We start from the raw sequence: 20,000 nt of genomic DNA, 5'->3' as shown, positions 1-20,000 counted from the left end.
CACTCCCTAAGGTTCAGTGCAATGACCTTCCCGTCCAAGCGCTCCCGCCTTGCTCTCCCATGGTTATCCATTCGGTTCAACTGATTACAACCACTTTCAACCAGGGAGATAGCCAACTGCTCAAATGGCATGATAACTCCTAGAACTTATATCCACGATGCAAGGCAACAACACCTGAAGTAAGGTTGTGATAGTCAACCTCCTCAAATCCGCACTCCTCCATCATAGATTTCAATCCCTCCTGATCCGGGTGCATGCGGATTGATTCCGCGAGATACTGGTAGCTATCCGCATCCTTGGTGATCATCGCCCCAAGCTTGGGCAGGACCTTAAAGGAGTAGAGATCATACATCTTACTCATCAACGCATTGGTCGGCTTAGAAAACTCAAGAACCAACAGCCTACCGCCGGGTTTCAGTACCCGATACATGGAACGCAGTGCCTTCTCCTTATCGGTGACATTGCGCAGACCAAAGCCAATGGTGATGAGATCAAAGTAGTTATCAGGAAAAGGCAGCGCCTCGGCATTCGCCTGTACATAGGCCACGTTTCCTGCAATACCATTATTACGGAGTTTATCCCGACCAACCTTGAGCATCGCTTCATTGATGTCCGCAAGAACCACCTGACCTTCATCACCAACTATACGCGAGAATTTTGCAGTCAGATCCCCGGTTCCACCGGCCAGATCCAGTACTTTAGAGCCTTTACGAACACCACTACAATCTATAGCAAAGCGCTTCCACAAACGATGGATCCCAAATGACATGATATCGTTCATCAGGTCATATTTAGCGGCCACGGAGTGAAACACGTCAGCAACCAGCTCCTCTTTTTTATCGACCGCTACATCTTTGTAGCCAAAGTGTGTCGTTTTTTTTGACTCAGCCATGAAGCCCAATCATCCCAGTTCAAGAAAGTGAAGCTAGTGTACTGCAAGGGATGTCAATTGCGAAATTCCTGTTAATAAAACCGGGCACAGCCAACCCCCTTGGTTTAGAAACAAACAGGCCCTCTCAGCCCGACTCAAAGCCTATTAACCCTTGCTTTATGAGAAGATTATTTGAAGAAACCCTGGCGGTTTTGTTCGAGAAGCTTCTGGTAGCGACCGCTCGCTTTAAGCTTCGCTAGCCCCTTGTTGAATCGCTCCACCAGGGCGCTGCCCTGCGGATTCTTTTTAGAGATGATAAGGTGGTAATCCACTTGTCGCAGCGGCTTGTTTGATGCCTGGATTTTCCCCGTCAAACCTAGCTGATGGATCATCGCCTGGCCGACGTCTTCATTTTCCACAATGAGATCGATGCGCTTATCCTGAAGCTTTTTATAGTTAGCCTGCTCGGAGGGAACCCTGGACATCCTGATAACCCCCTCTCGGATCAAAGGATCCAGCGCATAGTGATAGCCGATCACACCACCAAAGCGGTAGCGGCCAAGATCTTTTAAATGGGTCCAACGAATCGTTTCACCAACCCGATGAAATAGCACCTGATTGAGCTGAATTACCGGATCGGAAAAATAGAAATCATTGCTCCTTTGGGCCGTTTTACTCCAAACCACTGAGCCATCTAACCTTCCTTGTCTGGCTTCCTCAAATCCTTGCATCCAGGGAAGAAACTGATACTTCACCTGATCCCCTTCAAGCTTAAACGCCTCCCGGACTATATAGGAGACAACACCATAATGCTTAAGATCCGCCGACATATAGGGCTTCCATTCACCATTGGCTAATCTCACTATGTCAGCCTGAGCAGTTGAAGCAACAGATGCTGCTAACACCAATAGCAGCCATAGTCTGAACATCTTAAGCACTCCTTTGCCTAACTCACCTTAAGCGTAGGACAGGCTCTGTTAACGTTTCCAATTTTAACCCAGCCTGAGGCACAAAAGGGATCTCAAAGTCCAGAAACGAAAAAACCCCGACAGATATCTGCCGGGGCTAAAATAGGTGCCTGATAATGAGCTACTCTCGCATGGGAACCCCCACACTACCATCGCCGCTAAGCCGTTTCACTTCTGAGTTCGGAATGGGATCAGGTGGTGCCAGCTCGCTATGGTCATCAGGCAAAAACTTGTTTTTCTTAGTAAATCGAATGCGTGGTGCTGATACCCAGATTTGAACTGGGGACCTCACCCTTACCAAGGGTGCGCTCTACCAACTGAGCTATATCAGCAGCCTGAACCTGCAAAAAAGCCCACCGATAGGGTGGGCTTTCTCTTAAATAAAGCCTGGCGATGACCTACTCTCACATGGGAACCCCCACACTACCATCGGCGCTACGGCGTTTCACTTCTGAGTTCGGAATGGGATCAGGTGGGGCCACCGCGCTATGGTCGCCAGACAAAAAACTTAAATCCAGAAAGTGATTAATTCGTTCTCAAGACACACAAGCGTCTCTCACTTGGGTGTTGTATGGTTAAGCCTCTCGGGTCATTAGTACAGGTTAGCTCAACGCCTCACAACGCTTACACACCCTGCCTATCAACGTCCTAGTCTCGGACGGCCCTTCAGAAGACTTAAAGTCTTAGGGATGACTCATCTTGAGGCCTGCTTCCCGCTTAGATGCTTTCAGCGGTTATCAGTTCCACACGTAGCTACCGGGCAGTGCCACTGGCGTGACAACCCGAACACCAGAGGTGTGTTCACTCCGGTCCTCTCGTACTAGGAGCAACTCCTCTCAATCATCCAACGCCCACGGCAGATAGGGACCGAACTGTCTCACGACGTTCTGAACCCAGCTCGCGTACCACTTTAAATGGCGAACAGCCATACCCTTGGGACCTGCTCCAGCCCCAGGATGTGATGAGCCGACATCGAGGTGCCAAACACCGCCGTCGATATGAACTCTTGGGCGGTATCAGCCTGTTATCCCCGGAGTACCTTTTATCCGTTGAGCGATGGCCCTTCCATTCAGAACCACCGGATCACTATGACCTACTTTCGTACCTGCTCGACGTGTCTGTCTCGCAGTTAAGCGGGCTTATGCCATTGCACTAACCGTACGATGTCCGACCGTACTTAGCCCACCTTCGTGCTCCTCCGTTACTCTTTGGGAGGAGACCGCCCCAGTCAAACTACCCACCAGACACTGTCCCTAATCCAGATAATGGACCGAGGTTAGAACATCAAACATGCAAGGGTGGTATTTCAAGGATGGCTCCACGATAACTGGCGTTACCGCTTCGAAGCCTCCCACCTATCCTGCACATGCAGGCTCAATGTTCAGTGCCAAGCTGTAGTAAAGGTTCACGGGGTCTTTCCGTCTAGCCGCGGGTACACTGCATCTTCACAGCGATTTCAATTTCACTGAGTCTCGGGTGGAGACAGCGTGGCCATGGTTACACCATTCGTGCAGGTCGGAACTTACCCGACAAGGAATTTCGCTACCTTAGGACCGTTATAGTTACGGCCGCCGTTTACCGGGGCTTCGATCAACCGCTTCTCCCGAGGGATAACGACATCAATTAACCTTCCGGCACCGGGCAGGTGTCACACCGTATACGTCCTCTTTCGAGTTTGCACAGTGCTGTGTTTTTGATAAACAGTCCCAGCCACCTGGTCACTGCGACCACCGACAGCTCCATCCGCAAGGGACTTCACCGTCAGCGGCGTACCTTCTCCCGAAGTTACGGTACTATTTTGCCTAGTTCCTTCACCCGAGTTCTCTCAAGCGCCTTGGTATTCTCTACCCGACCACCTGTGTCGGTTTGGGGTACGATTCTCTGTAATCTGAAGCTTAGAAGCTTTTCCCGGAAGCAGGGTATCAATGGCTTCCATCCCGTAGGATGTTCGTCTCGTGTCTCAGCCTAATGAGCGTCCGGATTTACCTAAACACTCAGCCTACGCACTTTCACCAGGACAACCAACGCCTGGCCCACCTAACCTTCTCCGTCCCTCCATCGCAATTACAGCGAGTACAGGAATATTAACCTGTTTCCCATCGACTACGCCTTTCGGCCTCGCCTTAGGGGTCGACTCACCCTGCCCGATTAACGTTGGACAGGAACCCTTGGTCTTTCGGCGTGGAGGTTTTTCACCCCCATTATCGTTACTCATGTCAGCATTCGCACTTCTGATACCTCCAGCAGACTTCTCAATCCACCTTCACAGGCTTACAGAACGCTCCCCTACCCAGCATAACTAGTATGCTGCCGCAGCTTCGGTGTATCACTTAGCCCCGTTACATCTTCCGCGCAGGCCGACTCGACCAGTGAGCTATTACGCTTTCTTTAAATGATGGCTGCTTCTAAGCCAACATCCTGGCTGTCTGGGCCTTCCCACATCGTTTCCCACTTAGTGATAACTTTGGGACCTTAGCTGGCGGTCTGGGTTGTTTCCCTCTCCACAACGAACGTTAGCACCCGCTGTGTGTCTCCCGGATAGTACTTATTGGTATTCGGAGTTTGCATCGGGTTGGTAAGTCGGGATGACCCCCTAGCCGAAACAGTGCTCTACCCCCAATAGTATTCGTCCGAGGCGCTACCTAAATAGCTTTCGGGGAGAACCAGCTATCTCCCGGTTTGATTGGCCTTTCACCCCCAGCCACAGGTCATCCCCTAACTTTGCAACGTTAGTGGGTTCGGTCCTCCAGTTGATGTTACTCAACCTTCAACCTGCCCATGGCTAGATCACCGGGTTTCGGGTCTACTCCCAGCGACTATTCGCCCAGTTAAGACTCGGTTTCCCTACGGCTCCCCTATTCGGTTAACCTCGCCACTGAAAGTAACTCGCTGACCCATTATACAAAAGGTACGCAGTCACACCCCGAAGGATGCTCCCACTGCTTGTACGTACACGGTTTCAGGTTCTATTTCACTCCCCTCACAGGGGTTCTTTTCGCCTTTCCCTCACGGTACTGGTTCACTATCGGTCAATCAGGAGTATTTAGCCTTGGAGGATGGTCCCCCATGTTCAGTCAAGATACCACGTGTCCCGACCTACTCGATTTCATTCAATATTCGCTTACGTGTACGGGGCTATCACCCTCTATCGCCGGACTTTCCAGACCGTTCCACTTGCTCATATCAAACTTAAGGGCTAATCCCCGTTCGCTCGCCGCTACTTAGGGAATCTCGGTTGATTTCTTTTCCTCCGGGTACTTAGATGTTTCAGTTCCCCGGGTTCGCCTCTACATGCCTATGTATTCAGCATGAGATACTCACTAAAAGTGAGTGGGTTTCCCCATTCGGACATGGTTGGCTATAACGCTTCTTACCAGCTCACCAACCCTTTTCGCAGGTTAGCACGTCCTTCATCGCCTCTGATTGCCAAGGCATCCACCGTGTACGCTTAGTCACTTAACCATACAACCCCAAATGAACTCAGGGTCATAAAGCAACTAATGTATTAGTTGTTTTCCGCCTCAAGTTTCCAAGACACTTGTTATGTCTAAAGAACTTTGAATTTAATCAGCTTTCCAGATTTTTAAAGAGCTATGGTCATAAAAAACCACTTTGGAAATACACTTAACAAATGCATTTTCAAAGTGGCGTCCCCTAGGGGATTCGAACCCCTGTTACCGCCGTGAAAGGGCGGTGTCCTAGGCCTCTAGACGAAGGGGACACAAGTCTCTTAAATTTCGAACAGTACAATCTGTGTGGACACTAGCATGATAAAGCGTATAGGTAAGGAGGTGATCCAACCCCAGGTTCCCCTAGGGTTACCTTGTTACGACTTCACCCCAGTCATGAATCACAAAGTGGTAAGCGCCCTCCCGAAGGTTAAGCTACCTACTTCTTTTGCAACCCACTCCCATGGTGTGACGGGCGGTGTGTACAAGGCCCGGGAACGTATTCACCGTGACATTCTGATTCACGATTACTAGCGATTCCGACTTCATGGAGTCGAGTTGCAGACTCCAATCCGGACTACGACGGACTTTATGGGATTCGCTTACCCTCGCGAGTTCGCTGCCCTTTGTATCCGCCATTGTAGCACGTGTGTAGCCCACCCCGTAAGGGCCATGATGACTTGACGTCGTCCCCACCTTCCTCCGGTTTATCACCGGCAGTCTCCACAGAGTCCCCAACTTAATGATGGTAACTGTGAACAAGGGTTGCGCTCGTTGCGGGACTTAACCCAACATCTCACGACACGAGCTGACGACAGCCATGCAGCACCTGTATCTGAGTTCCCGAAGGCACTAATCCATCTCTGGAAAATTCTCAGTATGTCAAGGGGTGGTAAGGTTCTTCGCGTTGCATCGAATTAAACCACATGCTCCACCGCTTGTGCGGGCCCCCGTCAATTCATTTGAGTTTTAACCTTGCGGCCGTACTCCCCAGGCGGTCAACTTAACGCGTTAGCTCCGAAACCCACAACTTATAGTCACAAGCTTCAAGTTGACATCGTTTACAGCGTGGACTACCAGGGTATCTAATCCTGTTTGCTCCCCACGCTTTCGCATCTGAGTGTCAGTCTCTGACCAGGGGGCCGCCTTCGCCACTGGTATTCCTTCCGATCTCTACGCATTTCACCGCTACACCGGAAATTCTACCCCCCTCTCCAGGACTCTAGTCTGCCAGTTCCAAATGCTATTCCGGGGTTGAGCCCCGGGCTTTCACATCTGGCTTAACAAACCACCTGCATGCGCTTTACGCCCAGTAATTCCGATTAACGCTTGCACCCTCCGTATTACCGCGGCTGCTGGCACGGAGTTAGCCGGTGCTTCTTCTGCGAGTAACGTCACAGATACGTAGTATTAATACGCACCCTTTCCTCCTCGCTGAAAGTGCTTTACAACCCGAAGGCCTTCTTCACACACGCGGCATGGCTGCATCAGGGTTTCCCCCATTGTGCAATATTCCCCACTGCTGCCTCCCGTAGGAGTCTGGGCCGTGTCTCAGTCCCAGTGTGGCTGATCATCCTCTCAAACCAGCTAGAGATCGTCGCCTTGGTGAGCCCTTACCTCACCAACTAGCTAATCTCACATAGACTCATCCAATCGCAAGAGGCCCGAAGGTCCCCTCTTTCCCCCGAAGGGCTTATGCGGTATTAGCCACCGTTTCCAGTGGTTATCCCCTCAACTGGGCAGATTTCTATGCATTACTCACCCGTCCGCCGCTCGACGCCGAAGTAGCAAGCTACTTCTCGTTTCCGCTCGACTTGCATGTGTTAGGCCTGCCGCCAGCGTTCAATCTGAGCCATGATCAAACTCTTCAATTTAAATCATTGCTCTCTTTAATCACTGAATTAACTTATATAGTCACTCAACAATATAAAGAGATAAAATATGTTTTATCGCTTCAATTCATTGCGAGTGCCCACACAGATTGCCTGTTCTAATTTTTAAAGAGCGTTGCTTCTTTTCGAAGCAGGACGAGCATTCTACCCGTTCCGAATTTTGAGTCAAGCCGTTTGTTTCAACTTTTTGACTCTGTCCTCAGTGCGCTTGGCGCTGCCTGACAACGGAAGCGAATTATAGAGATCTCCCGCCGCGACGCAAGCGTTTTATTCGGAAAAATCGCAGAAAATTCAAGATATAGAGTTAAGCACAACTTTATGAATGGCTATTCACAGAATTATCCACATTCAGCCGCTATTTTGCTGTAAAACAGTGGCGCAACTTGTGTCACACTCAATCCCCTGAGCCAGCAGCCAGTGATAGAGCTCGGAGGAAGTATCCCGGGTTTTTGGATCCCTCATCGCCAACTGGCTATAGGCAAGCGCCTGAGAGTATTGATGATCACTGATATGAAGCTGTGCCAACTGATAAGCAAAATAACCCAAGGGCTGCTTATGCTTCAAAGATCTGTCTAGCCCTTCATTCAGAGCTCTTTGCCGCGCCTCCTGATTCCCGGCCATCCGGTAAAGCTCAGCAGCCAGTCGATAATCCTGAGGTTTCTCTGTCCTCCTGGCGAGTTGCGACTGAACCTTTGCAGCCTTTAGCCACTCATGAGCCATCTGCCAGTACTGACTCAACTCTTTAAGATCTGAGTCCCGGGGAGTGATGATGTGCCTTACTATCGCCAACTCTAAGAGCTGAGCGCCAGCATAGGGCATCTTCTGAGAAACCAGCAACTGACTGAGTAAGCGATAATCCTGAGCACTTTTCAAAACGTCTTGCTGCTGGGCAAGCTGTAATAAGCGCAGAGCCTGTGGCCGATCCCTCAAGTTTAAAGACAGCATGATCGCCTGCTGCCACCAGCTTAGATTTTTGGGCTGAAGGTGAATCAGATTTTTTGCCACAGGCAGAGCCTGCTGATAGCGCTTTAACTGGATCAGGGCTGCAAGCTTTAACTGATATCGCAAGGGAGAGGGTTTTACCCCAAGAGATCTCCGGGCATATTCCAAACACGGCTTTGCCTCACCCAACTGACAATAACTACTGGCCATTCCATCCCAAAGCTGGGCCGATACTCCGGAGTCCTCCTCCTGAAGCAGAGGCAACGCCTGTCTGAATCGCTCCAAAGCCTGCTCATACTGCCCCTGGTTATAATGAATCGCTCCCATCAGCTGTAGTAACTCACGCAGCGAAGCGCCATCGAAGTTATGGCTGCTGAGCGCAACTTCCAACTGAGCCAAGGCTTGCTTTGGTTGATGCTGACGATATAAAAGTTCACCCAGGGCTCTTGCCAACCAAGCCTCATCGGCCTTATTGGCCGGAGCTATCTCCCTGAGTCGCTCAATTGCCTGTTGGCAGCTACCTTGTGTGCAGAGGGTATAGGCGTGATGGATCTGTCCCTGCACCATCTGGGTGGGTGGCTGCTGAGCCCAGCTGTAACCGCTGGCTATCAGTAACAGAAACAGAAGTACCCGATTGCGCATCAGTGAACTCCCGGAGTAAATTTGAACAGCACCGTCTGCGGGACAGCAACCGCTTTGCCTTGCTGATACTGAGGGTTGTAGCGCCACTGCTTAAGAGCCTGGGTCACCTCAGTTACAAAGAAGCGTCGCCATGGATCAGAGATAGACACCTTATCGATATGGATTTTACTCACCTGCCCTAATGGGGTAATAACGAATGAGGCTTCAACCCTGACCTCTTTTCTTAAGTTTGCCCTCTGTGCCGCCACTGGATAGGTTGGCTGGGTGCGAAACAGCGGGGTCAGCAAACTTCCACCTGCACCACCAAAGGTGTTGCCCATCTCAAACTTTCCGGGGCTGCTAAATACAGGGACAGGCAAGCTTCCGGGTAGCTCGATAGCAGACAGCTTGAGGTTCGGCAGGCTGGCAGCTGAGCCTATATCTCCCCCCTGTGACAACTGGGGCTTATTCATTGCAGGAAGCGCCTTGAGTAACAGCTTTGGCGCAGGCAGCTGCTTTTTGATCACTCCGGAAGCTGGCAATTCATCATGCAGCGCAACTTCGATCGGCTGCTGACGGGGAGCCATGAGCTTCACAGGTTTCACCAGGGAAGCCATAAACAGCAGGGTCCCCAGGGTAATCACCCCGGCAAATAGGCCGGCAAGCAGAAACCTATTCAGCACCCGGGTTTACCGCCATCGCAACTTTTGAGACACCAACGGACTTGGCAACATCCATCACCTTGATCACTATACCGTGATGGCTCAGCTTATCGGCATCAATCAGCAGGCTGACCTTTGGGTCACTGGCAACCTTCTGCAACAGAATGCCTGACAGCTCAGTCAGGGAGACCTGGCGTCGTCCCACAAAGATGGCATCATCCGCACTAATGGTGACAAGTTCAGGCTGCGCGGCGCGACTTTGGCCGGATACGGCCGTCGGTGTATTCACCTTGATCGACTTTTGCTGACCCAGGGTGCTGGTGACGATAAAAAAGATCAGCATAATAAAGACGATATCCAGCATGGGTGTCATATCGATCTGAATTTCATCGGGCTTTAATAGGCGTCGTCTTCTCATCTTCTACTCTCTTACCATTTGATCTGCCATTCGGTTCATGGCTCGTTTTGCGGCGGTCTCCAGTCGGTTAAACAGCAGCAGGCCGATCAACGCGACAACCATGCCTGCCAGGGTCGGGATGGTTGCCCTGGCAATACCGGACTCCATAAACTTCATCCACAAGGCACCATGCAGGGACAGGAGATCAAAAATCCCGATCATTCCGGTGACTGTCCCCAACAATCCAAGCATGGGGCAGACCATGACCAGTGCCTTGATGAGAGAAAAGCTCCGATATAGCTCTTCACGACTCAGCTCAAGAACCTCTTCACGAACAACTCTTGCGTACCAGGAGTTTCTCTCCTGACGCTGTAGCCATTGTTCACAACGATGCTGCGCTATCCGGGGAAACTCCAGCTTAAGGAACAACCAACGCTCCGCCAGTAAAAACAGCATCACCGCCAACACAGCAATGATCCACCACAGAATAGTGCCGCCTGCGCTCAGAAACCCCCATGCTTGCAGAAACAGGTTCATCAGGTTTTTCTTTGCTCTGCTCGTTGCGCAATAAGACCTGCCGCCCGGTGCTCCAATAGATGAACCAGAGCGCTGGAACGTGACTGCACCATGCTATGCAATAGAATAAGCGGGATCGCTGCAATGAGACCCAACACAGTGGTAACCAGTGCCATAGAGATCCCTCCGGCCATCACACCCGGATCTGAGGACCCAAAACTGGTGATCGCCTGAAATGTCCCGATCATTCCGGTTACAGTTCCCAATAGCCCCAACATAGGGGCGACCGCGGCCAGGATCTTGATCATTGAGATGCCCCGCTCCAAAGGAGGTAGCTCACGCAAAATCGCCTCATCGAGCTTTAACTCCAGGGTCTCGACATCCTGATCCGGATTGGCCTCATAGACCCTCAGCACCCGACCCAGCGGGTTATCCTCCAAAGCCTGAGGGCTTTCTTGCTGGGCTTTAACACTGAAATTGACTCGAGTCAGGATCCATAGCCGACTGAGCGCAATCAGGATCCCGAGCAGTGCCAGGACCACAATCACCCAACCAATGATCCCTCCCTGCTGCACCCGCTCCCATAGAGTTGGCTGTCTGGAGAGCAGGTTCAGCAACTGACCATGGGAGGGATCCACATATAGAGAGTGCCAACCCCTTGTCGCCTGGGTAAATGACTCTAGTCCCCTGTTATAGGCTGAGGGTACCGAACGCTGGGGTACAAAGATCTGCTGATGATGCAGTCGTAAAAACTGCCCACCACCCAGCAACATAAAAGGACCAACTCGCACAACCTGCGCCTGGTGTGCACTGCCGTTTCGCTCATAAATCCTGGCATTAAATCTTTGGGTCGTCGCGGCATGTTGCATCTGATCTAACTCAAGCCTCCAAAACAGCTGCAGATCTTTAACATTAAGCGATTCCTTTTTGGCTAACCCGTTTAGTTGGCTCTGCAGTCCGGGATATTGAGCTACAACCGCAGAACGCTCAAATTGAGACTGAAACTGGGTCACCCGCTGCTTAGCATTGCTAAACAGCTCTCTGAGATCCCCCTCTTTCCCGGCCAGTTGAGACTGTAGCTTGGCCAGTTCAAGATCGCGCTGATGGTTGCTGTCCGTTAGCTTTTTACTCTCAGACTTTAACTGCTTAAGCTCCCGACGTGCCTTAGCCAGCTCCCGGCTCAGAGATTTTTGGCTTTGTTCCATCTGCTGCTGGCGAGCAACCCCCTGCTGCCTGAGCTGTTGCTGCTGCTGATCTGCTTTTACAATCAGGTCGTCTTTTATCGCTTCAGAGGCCTGGGCTGCAACAGCAGTGAATAACAGGACCAATAAAATAAACCGCTTCATGAAGCCTCCTTGATCACCGGAGCCGCCAGCAAGGGAAGCTTTAGCAAAGACAGAGGCTGCTGGCTCTTCAGGGAATGGATCGCCTGAGCAATCTCATCATTTTGCTCGTTTTCTAGCGCGATCCAACGCTGCTTTGCTGCATCCCAGCGCCAGCCGCGGCTTGCATCGAGAGTCTGTACAGCCAGTAGCAGCCGACCAAAATGGAAATAGTTGGCTTGAAGCATATCTCCCTGTGGCGTCTTAAAAGCAGACTGATAAGTAGTCACCGAGTTACCATAGTGCAGCTCCTGCTGGTAGGCCTGGCTTACCTGGCGGTACTTCTCTGCAATACTCAGATCGGAACGCCCCATCATCTTGCTGAGTAGTTGGACACGGGCCAGTCGAGCTTGTCGATGCAGGGGAATATCCTGCTGAACAAAGAGTTCAAGCTGGCTAATCATCTGCTCCATCAGGGGAACCAGCTCCGCCCGGGTTGTGGATAGCTCATCAAGCTGATGGGTCAACTGCTGTTTACGCTTGAGCTGATCCTCTCCCTGCTTTTTAAGGTAATGGTTATAGATGCTCCACTGCCCCTGCTGCACTTTCAGTTGGGCCAGCTCAGCTCGCATCTCCTGGCGTTTCTCATCCTGACGGCTGATCTCCTGCTGCAGCGCCCTGGACTGCTGATTAGTCTGTTGCTGGATCTGCAGGGCTTGTTGTAAAGGGTCGGCCCGGCAGATAGACAGCCCGAAAGCCAGCCCTATCAACGCCAGGGAGATCAAGAATTTCAACACAGGGGAAGCACTCCACACCATCAAGGAATAATAAAGGGCTTATAAAGCCTAACTTGGCTTAAAAAAGCAAGTTTATGGAGCCGCTAAAGGTGGACAAATTGTAAACGAGATGAAGACAACCCCCTTTATATTATATACTCGTACGAGTCCCATTTTTATGAGAGTTAATTACCGTGCCCTCTGCACTGCTCCAGGAAATTAGCCATTGCTCATCCCGTAAAGAATTTACTCAGTTGCTACAAAAAGTCACTGAGGCTCACGGTTACAACTATTTCTGTTTCGGGTTATTTAATCCGGTTCCCTCGCCAAAGGCACTATTTAATCGAAACACCCCTTCGGCATGGAATCACTACTATGCGCAGAATCAGCTACTGGAGATCGATCCCATAGTCGACCTCAGTTACAGGCAAAGCCGACCCATCTATTGGGATCAGCTAAGATTCTTATACCAGCTAAAGCCGTTACAGCTTAAGTTTCTGCATGCAGCCCGAGAAGCAGGGCTCTATGAAGGACTCAGTATTCCTCTGCATGGCCCCTGTCACTATCACGCCATATTGTCGCTCTTTTTGAACTCTCAGAGCAGATCCGATTCACAATCGAGTTCACTGGCCTCACTCTTGCTTTGCGCCAACCACTTGTTTGACAAGGCTTGTGAGCTCTATGGCTCCAGGTACTTTAAGATCCTCAATAAGGATCTTTCAGAACGAGAGTGTGAGTGCCTGCGCTGGGCCAGTGAAGGGAAAACCTCCTGGGAAATCGCCAAGATACTCGGAATCAGTGAACGCACCGTCAATTATCACCTGACCCAATCCGCGTCAAAAACCGACTCAAGCAACCGCTATCAGGCGATAGCCAGAGCCGTGTATGCCGGGCTTCTGCACCCCCCCGCAAGACCCTTGAGTATGGAGAGTTACCAGACTAAACATAATCCTGAAAGTCCGGGCCCTTGCTTCCTATATCAGGGGCCTCATAAAATATGCCTCTTAGCTCTCCTTTTGATCTGATCCAATGAAACTCCTATCCCTGATGAAGCAAAGCGACAGTGCCTCCTTTGCATTTTTAGTTGTAACCTTCCTGACCGGAACCGCCATCGCCCTGCAGTTTTCAACCCTGAGCCTTTTTCTTGCAAACGATGTTCATGCCAATCCTCTGCTCATAGGAGTCTTCTACACCGCCAATGCCGTGGCCGGGATCATGATCAGCCAATGGCTGGCTCATCACTCAGACAGGGGGTCTGCTCGAAAGCGGCTTATTATCTACTGCTGCCTTGCCGGAACCCTGATGAGCATACTATTTGCTCTCAATCGCAACTTCTGGATCCTGCTGATCCTTGGTGTATTACTCAGCAGTATTGCGTCTACTGCATCCCCCAGTTATTTGCCCTTGCCAGAGAGCACAGCGAACAGCAACAAAAAAGCACAGACATGTTTACCTCCCTGATGCGAGCTCAGTTTTCTCTGGCCTGGGTCATAGGGCCACCCATAGCTTTTGCCGTGGCGATCGCTTATGGATTCAGATATCTCTACCTGGGGGCAGCCATCGCTTTTTTGGCCTGCTGCCTGGTTGTCGGCTTCCGGCTCCCCAATAGTCCCAGGCGCAACTCAGTTGCCTCCCCGGCACTTCGCGCCTGGCAAAACCCGGATGTCCGATTACTAATCATTGGCTCGACCCTGATGTGGACCTGTAACAGCATGTATATAATCGACATGCCCCTGTATATCTCCCACACCCTGCAGCTTAAAGAGAAGTGGGCCGGCATCATGATGGGGACCGCTGCCTGCCTCGAGATACCGGCAATGTTGATCAGCAGCTACTACACCCGCCACTATGGTAAGAAGGTAATGATGCTAAGTGCCGCAGTTGCAGGCTTGCTCTTCTATGGGGGGCTTTTATGGTTTGAAACTCCGGTTGGCCTGATTGGTATTCAGCTGTTTAATGCCATCTTTATCGGGATCCTGGCCAGTATCGGCATGTGTTATTTCCAGGATCTCCTCAGCCATGCGCCGGGAGGTGCAACCACACTCTATAGCAACACCATAAAAACAGGTGCAATCATTGGTGGTGCCATCTCAGGAGTTGTTGCTCAATGGTTTGGTTACCACGCCGTCTTTGAAGTCTCACTGCTACTGATTGCCGCGAGCCTACTGTGTTTCTATAAGGTAGATCACAGTTAAGTAGTCTGAAATATAAGCCAAAGCTCGGAACTTGAGGTATCAATTACCTATACTGAAAAAAAGCCCGTCATTTGAACCAGGAGCAGCATTGTAATGAGTGGGATCCGGATTGCGGTTGAGCGCCTACAGATCGGCAATTATGTGACTCTGCCCGTAAACTGGAAAGATCATCCATTTATGTTCAGCAGCTTTAAGATCAAGAGCGCTGAACAGATCTCCCTGATTCAACGCCTTGGTATTAAACATGTCATCATAGTTCCCGACAAGAGCGATGCCCCGCCCCTGGCCGTAGATGAAAAACGCTCCCAGGCAGTAAGCAGTGAAGATGACGAAGCGATCAGCTCCATTGAACAGGAGCTTGCCGCAGACAAGGAGCAGCGGATCGAGCGTCTCAAGAAATACCGGCGCAGTCTCATTAAGTGCGAAGATAACTTCAAGCGTTCACTCTCCCAGGTCAGAGGTGTGATGGGTAAGATCCAAAGCCAGCCACTGACCGCGATCAAAGAGTCACAGGAGCTGATAAATGAGATAGCAGCTCAGCTGTTATCGGCAGACCAGGTGGTGTTACATCTGATGTCTGACAGCAAAGAGGGAGAGGATATCTATTACCACTCCCTGAATGTCTCGATCCTGGCCATGATGCTCGGACGAGAAGCTAAATTAAGCGAGGAGCAGCTACAAACCATCGGAATGGGCGCCTTGTTTCACGATGTGGGTAAGCTCAAGATCCCATCGCAGATCCTGCGTAAGAAAGAACCACTGACAGGGCCAGAGATCAATCTTCTCAAAGAGCATCCCAACTATGGGCTGGATTTTTTGAACCTGGCCGCAACTTTTCCTGATAGTGCCAAGGGGATCGTACTGCGTCATCATGAGATGCTCGATGGCTCCGGCTATCCGGATAAACTTAAGGGTAATCAGATTGATGAGCTCACTCAGGTGATCTCCGTCGTCAATGAGTATGACATGCTGTGCCATCCCTTTGATATGAAAAAGTCCAAGGTCCCCTTCTCTGCTCTGTCCTATTTGTATAAAAACTTCGGTAAAAAACTCAACAAGCAGCACCTGGGCAATCTCATCAAGCTCCTGGGAGTCTATCCGCCAGGTAGCGTAGTTAAGCTCTCTGATGGAAGAGTCGGCCTGGTGATGTCAGTCAATAGCGAGCGTCTGCTGTTTCCCAGCGTCCTCATCTACGATAAAGATATTCCAAGAGGTGAGGCTCCAGTTATTGATCTCGAGGAGCTTGGGCTCTCCATCGAGTGTGTCGTCCACCCTAAAAAGCTGCCTCCGGCCGTCTTTGAATACCTCAGCCCCCGAACCCGGATCAGCTATTATTTTGATCCGGGCGACAGCAAAAAATAATTAAAACTAAAACAGCCTTACCAATAATCAGGATGAGCCCGTGTTCTCATTGAAGATCACTCATAAAAAAAGCCGCATTCGCGGCCTTTTCATAACTTAAACGCTATTGCTCTTCGGTCTGGCTCATTTCCAGAGGAGCAGGACCTAAGTCATCAGACAATCATCACACCGGCAACAACTACGGATAGCAGGCTTACCAAAAAGCCTCCATACACCAACTTAAAACCATAGCGAGCAACAATATCTCCCTTCTCGGAACACAGACCCTTAACGGCTCCGGAGATCATTCCAATCGAGCTAAAGTTTGCAAAAGAAACCAGGAAGATAGAAACCACTCCGATGGTGTGATGACTGAGCCCCTTGGCATGCATCAGATCGATCATGGCGACAAACTCATTAGTGACTATCTTGGTAGCCATAATGCTTCCGGCCTGAGCCGCCTCATTCCATGGAATATTCAGCATATAGGCGATGGGCGAAAAAGCGTATCCAAGAAGCTGCTGAAAGGTGATCCCGATAACCATATCAAATACACTGTTGATCGCGGCAATCAGGGCAACAAAGCCGATCAGCATGGCAGAAACCACCACTGCGACCTTAAATCCATCCATGATGTACTCACCCAGCATCTCAAAAAAGCTTTGTCGCTTATGCTCCTCTGTGACCACAAGATCCTCTCCCTCTTTGAGCTCATAAGGGTTGATCACAGAAACAATGATGAAGGTGCTGAACATATTAAGCAAAATCGCAGTCACCACATAGCGAGGTTCGATCATCTGCATGTAGGAGCCGACGATCGACATTGAAACTGTGGAGATTGCGGTCGCAGAGAGAGTGTAAAGGCGCTGAGGGGTCATATGAGGAATCAGCTGTTTAATCGCAATGAAGTTTTCTGACTGACCAACCAACAGAGAGCTTACCGCATTAAAAGACTCAAGCTTTCCTAAACCATTCACCTTACTTAGAGTCAATCCAACGTACTTAATAATAATGGGTAGTATTTTGAAGTGCCGAAGTATTCCAATCAGTACCGAAATAAAAATAATCGGCATCAAAACTTTCAAATAGAAAATAAAATGCCCCTTACCAGCCAGATCCCCAAATACAAAGCTGACGCCCTGATTCGCATATCCCATCAGTCTGACAAAGAACCCATTAATTGCTCCGACAACGGTTAAGCCGACCGTTGTTTTCATCAATACCCAGGCCAGGACCAATTGGATCACCAGCATCTGTAGGATCGGCCGCTTCTTTATCAGTTTGCGATCCGTACTAAATAGGTAAGCTAATGCAAGAACAACAAAAATCCCAACGACAAATAACAGATACTTCTTCACTTCAAGAAACATAGAGACACCGAATATCAAAACTCAATTAGAGAGTGCACGAAAATAATGTCCCGGGTTGCGAGCAACCGCAGTAAAAGATTCATGATGATTGAATCGGGACGCAAGGTATGACTTAAGCCCGCCAGGGGCATTCCTGCGCGATTCTACGCAAGATTATGCTCATTTTCCGGGATCCCATGCACATTTTCGATAGTGGTAACTGCTCAAAGTGCAACGAGTTGTATCAATCTCGCGCACCCCTTACATGAGGCAGGGACAGGTAAAGGTCAAAACCAGGGAGGAGCGCCAAAGGGAGCTAATGACTGAAAGTTGAAAGGGCCAGATAGCAAAAAACCCCGGCTCAGATGAACCGGGGTTTTTCTTAAATAAAGCCTGGCGATGACCTACTCTCACATGGGAACCCCCACACTACCATCGGCGCTACGGCGTTTCACTTCTGAGTTCGGAATGGGATCAGGTGGGGCCACCGCGCTATGGTCGCCAGACAAAAAACTTAAATCCAGAAAGTGATTAATTCGTTCTCAAGACACACAAGCGTCTCTCACTTGGGTGTTGTATGGTTAAGCCTCTCGGGTCATTAGTACAGGTTAGCTCAACGCCTCACAACGCTTACACACCCTGCCTATCAACGTCCTAGTCTCGGACGGCCCTTCAGAAGACTTAAAGTCTTAGGGATGACTCATCTTGAGGCCTGCTTCCCGCTTAGATGCTTTCAGCGGTTATCAGTTCCACACGTAGCTACCGGGCAGTGCCACTGGCGTGACAACCCGAACACCAGAGGTGTGTTCACTCCGGTCCTCTCGTACTAGGAGCAACTCCTCTCAATCATCCAACGCCCACGGCAGATAGGGACCGAACTGTCTCACGACGTTCTGAACCCAGCTCGCGTACCACTTTAAATGGCGAACAGCCATACCCTTGGGACCTGCTCCAGCCCCAGGATGTGATGAGCCGACATCGAGGTGCCAAACACCGCCGTCGATATGAACTCTTGGGCGGTATCAGCCTGTTATCCCCGGAGTACCTTTTATCCGTTGAGCGATGGCCCTTCCATTCAGAACCACCGGATCACTATGACCTACTTTCGTACCTGCTCGACGTGTCTGTCTCGCAGTTAAGCGGGCTTATGCCATTGCACTAACCGTACGATGTCCGACCGTACTTAGCCCACCTTCGTGCTCCTCCGTTACTCTTTGGGAGGAGACCGCCCCAGTCAAACTACCCACCAGACACTGTCCCTAATCCAGATAATGGACCGAGGTTAGAACATCAAACATGCAAGGGTGGTATTTCAAGGATGGCTCCACGATAACTGGCGTTACCGCTTCGAAGCCTCCCACCTATCCTGCACATGCAGGCTCAATGTTCAGTGCCAAGCTGTAGTAAAGGTTCACGGGGTCTTTCCGTCTAGCCGCGGGTACACTGCATCTTCACAGCGATTTCAATTTCACTGAGTCTCGGGTGGAGACAGCGTGGCCATGGTTACACCATTCGTGCAGGTCGGAACTTACCCGACAAGGAATTTCGCTACCTTAGGACCGTTATAGTTACGGCCGCCGTTTACCGGGGCTTCGATCAACCGCTTCTCCCGAGGGATAACGACATCAATTAACCTTCCGGCACCGGGCAGGTGTCACACCGTATACGTCCTCTTTCGAGTTTGCACAGTGCTGTGTTTTTGATAAACAGTCCCAGCCACCTGGTCACTGCGACCACCGACAGCTCCATCCGCAAGGGACTTCACCATCAGCGGCGTACCTTCTCCCGAAGTTACGGTACTATTTTGCCTAGTTCCTTCACCCGAGTTCTCTCAAGCGCCTTGGTATTCTCTACCCGACCACCTGTGTCGGTTTGGGGTACGATTCTCTGTAATCTGAAGCTTAGAAGCTTTTCCCGGAAGCAGGGTATCAATGGCTTCCATCCCGTAGGATGTTCGTCTCGTGTCTCAGCCTAATGAGCGTCCGGATTTACCTAAACACTCAGCCTACGCACTTTCACCAGGACAACCAACGCCTGGCCCACCTAACCTTCTCCGTCCCTCCATCGCAATTACAGCGAGTACAGGAATATTAACCTGTTTCCCATCGACTACGCCTTTCGGCCTCGCCTTAGGGGTCGACTCACCCTGCCCCGATTAACGTTGGACAGGAACCCTTGGTCTTTCGGCGTGGAGGTTTTTCACCCCCATTATCGTTACTCATGTCAGCATTCGCACTTCTGATACCTCCAGCAGACTTCTCAATCCACCTTCACAGGCTTACAGAACGCTCCCCTACCCAGCATAACTAGTATGCTGCCGCAGCTTCGGTGTATCACTTAGCCCCGTTACATCTTCCGCGCAGGCCGACTCGACCAGTGAGCTATTACGCTTTCTTTAAATGATGGCTGCTTCTAAGCCAACATCCTGGCTGTCTGGGCCTTCCCACATCGTTTCCCACTTAGTGATAACTTTGGGACCTTAGCTGGCGGTCTGGGTTGTTTCCCTCTCCACAACGAACGTTAGCACCCGCTGTGTGTCTCCCGGATAGTACTTATTGGTATTCGGAGTTTGCATCGGGTTGGTAAGTCGGGATGACCCCCTAGCCGAAACAGTGCTCTACCCCCAATAGTATTCGTCCGAGGCGCTACCTAAATAGCTTTCGGGGAGAACCAGCTATCTCCCGGTTTGATTGGCCTTT

14 protein-coding genes, 2 tRNA genes and 6 rRNA genes (2 of these 22 running past the window's edge) are annotated in these 20,000 nt (G+C 50.6%); 4 read left to right on the top strand and 18 right to left on the bottom strand.

All coding sequences use genetic code 11. The features are described from left to right. The 15 genes from DB847_RS00250 to DB847_RS00180 all read right to left on the bottom strand — a co-directional run. A protein-coding gene (locus DB847_RS00250; RefSeq protein ID WP_108648915.1) for a ubiquinone biosynthesis accessory factor UbiJ crosses the window boundary here: on the bottom strand, positions 1–131 show its 5' end (the start). Its footprint begins 484 nt before the window's first position; only the first 131 of its 615 coding nucleotides appear in the window; the start codon lies at positions 129–131; the stop codon falls past the left edge of the window. 8 nt (positions 132–139) lie between these two features. Next, the gene (gene ubiE / locus DB847_RS00245) at positions 140–892 is read right to left on the bottom strand and encodes a bifunctional demethylmenaquinone methyltransferase/2-methoxy-6-polyprenyl-1,4-benzoquinol methylase UbiE (RefSeq protein WP_108648914.1); all 753 of its coding nucleotides are present in this window, start codon (positions 890–892) and stop codon (positions 140–142) included. Between the two features lie 167 nt (positions 893–1,059). Then, on the bottom strand, positions 1,060–1,800 hold the full coding sequence (locus DB847_RS00240; protein WP_108648913.1) for a substrate-binding periplasmic protein: 741 nt from the start codon (positions 1,798–1,800) through the stop codon (positions 1,060–1,062). Positions 1,801–1,947: 147 nt separating this feature from the next. Beyond that, positions 1,948–2,062: ribosomal RNA gene (rrf, locus tag DB847_RS00235) — 5S ribosomal RNA — on the bottom strand. A 33-nt stretch (positions 2,063–2,095) separates the two neighbouring features. Beyond that, positions 2,096–2,171, bottom strand: a tRNA-Thr gene (locus DB847_RS00230). A gap of 53 nt (positions 2,172–2,224) precedes the next feature. After that, positions 2,225–2,339 (bottom strand): 5S ribosomal RNA (gene rrf, locus DB847_RS00225). A gap of 71 nt (positions 2,340–2,410) precedes the next feature. Then, a 23S ribosomal RNA gene (locus tag DB847_RS00220) occupies positions 2,411–5,301 on the bottom strand. Between the two features lie 183 nt (positions 5,302–5,484). Further along, positions 5,485–5,560: transfer RNA gene (locus DB847_RS00215), tRNA-Glu, on the bottom strand. 63 nt (positions 5,561–5,623) lie between these two features. Next, positions 5,624–7,162, bottom strand: a 16S ribosomal RNA gene (locus DB847_RS00210). Together the 16S, 23S and 5S rRNA genes with 2 tRNA genes alongside form the textbook arrangement of a ribosomal RNA operon. Before the next feature lie 366 nt (positions 7,163–7,528). After that, positions 7,529–8,764 carry a tetratricopeptide repeat protein gene (locus DB847_RS00205; protein WP_108648912.1) on the bottom strand — a complete coding sequence of 412 codons (1,236 nt, stop codon included), beginning with the start codon at positions 8,762–8,764 and terminating at the stop codon, positions 7,529–7,531. Then, a complete protein-coding gene (locus DB847_RS00200; protein WP_108648911.1) occupies positions 8,764–9,426 on the bottom strand; it encodes an energy transducer TonB in 663 nt (220 codons plus the stop codon). The genes DB847_RS00205 and DB847_RS00200 overlap by 1 nt, the downstream gene beginning before the upstream one ends. Further along, complete coding sequence (locus tag DB847_RS00195; RefSeq protein ID WP_108648910.1) at positions 9,416–9,823, bottom strand: ExbD/TolR family protein; 408 nt, start codon at positions 9,821–9,823, stop codon at positions 9,416–9,418. The genes DB847_RS00200 and DB847_RS00195 overlap by 11 nt, the downstream gene beginning before the upstream one ends. Positions 9,824–9,826: 3 nt before the next feature. Further along, positions 9,827–10,339, bottom strand: a complete 513-nt coding sequence (locus tag DB847_RS00190; RefSeq protein ID WP_108648909.1) for a MotA/TolQ/ExbB proton channel family protein — start codon at positions 10,337–10,339, stop codon at positions 9,827–9,829. Next, complete coding sequence (locus DB847_RS00185; protein ID WP_108648908.1) at positions 10,339–11,664, bottom strand: MotA/TolQ/ExbB proton channel family protein; 1,326 nt, start codon at positions 11,662–11,664, stop codon at positions 10,339–10,341. Before DB847_RS00185 ends, DB847_RS00190 begins: the two co-directional genes overlap by 1 nt. Further along, positions 11,661–12,437, bottom strand: coding sequence for a DUF3450 domain-containing protein (locus DB847_RS00180; RefSeq protein ID WP_159084296.1), 777 nt, complete (start codon positions 12,435–12,437; stop codon positions 11,661–11,663). Before DB847_RS00180 ends, DB847_RS00185 begins: the two co-directional genes overlap by 4 nt. 233 nt (positions 12,438–12,670) lie before the next feature. Between DB847_RS00180 and DB847_RS00175 the strand changes: the two genes are divergently transcribed. The 4 genes from DB847_RS00175 (at position 12,671) to DB847_RS00165 (ending at position 15,973) form a co-directional block, all read left to right on the top strand. Continuing rightward, positions 12,671–13,441 carry a helix-turn-helix transcriptional regulator gene (locus tag DB847_RS00175; RefSeq protein ID WP_159084295.1) on the top strand — a complete coding sequence of 257 codons (771 nt, stop codon included), beginning with the start codon at positions 12,671–12,673 and terminating at the stop codon, positions 13,439–13,441. A gap of 4 nt (positions 13,442–13,445) precedes the next feature. Continuing rightward, positions 13,446–13,877: an MFS transporter gene (locus DB847_RS25260; protein WP_234418471.1), complete on the top strand. Its 432-nt coding sequence runs from the start codon at positions 13,446–13,448 to the stop codon at positions 13,875–13,877. Beyond that, positions 13,862–14,611: an MFS transporter gene (locus DB847_RS25255; protein WP_234418470.1), complete on the top strand. Its 750-nt coding sequence runs from the start codon at positions 13,862–13,864 to the stop codon at positions 14,609–14,611. The genes DB847_RS25260 and DB847_RS25255 overlap by 16 nt, the downstream gene beginning before the upstream one ends. Before the next feature lie 93 nt (positions 14,612–14,704). Continuing rightward, positions 14,705–15,973: an HD-GYP domain-containing protein gene (locus tag DB847_RS00165; protein ID WP_108648905.1), complete on the top strand. Its 1,269-nt coding sequence runs from the start codon at positions 14,705–14,707 to the stop codon at positions 15,971–15,973. A gap of 152 nt (positions 15,974–16,125) precedes the next feature. On the opposite strand, the gene DB847_RS00160 is transcribed toward DB847_RS00165, so the two are convergent. The 3 genes from DB847_RS00160 to DB847_RS00150 all read right to left on the bottom strand — a co-directional run. Continuing rightward, complete coding sequence (locus tag DB847_RS00160; RefSeq protein ID WP_108648904.1) at positions 16,126–17,322, bottom strand: NupC/NupG family nucleoside CNT transporter; 1,197 nt, start codon at positions 17,320–17,322, stop codon at positions 16,126–16,128. A 370-nt stretch (positions 17,323–17,692) separates the two neighbouring features. Beyond that, positions 17,693–17,807, bottom strand: a 5S ribosomal RNA gene (rrf, locus tag DB847_RS00155). Positions 17,808–17,878: 71 nt separating this feature from the next. Further along, positions 17,879–20,000, bottom strand: a 23S ribosomal RNA gene (locus DB847_RS00150) (it continues 771 nt past the right edge of the window).

Origin of the sequence: Dongshaea marina (assembly GCF_003072645.1) — a bacterium.
GTDB classification, from domain to species: Bacteria; Pseudomonadota; Gammaproteobacteria; order Enterobacterales; family Aeromonadaceae; genus Dongshaea; species Dongshaea marina.
The sequence above is the reverse complement of the archived record's forward strand: the minus strand, read 5'-3'. Positions and strand labels throughout refer to the sequence as shown.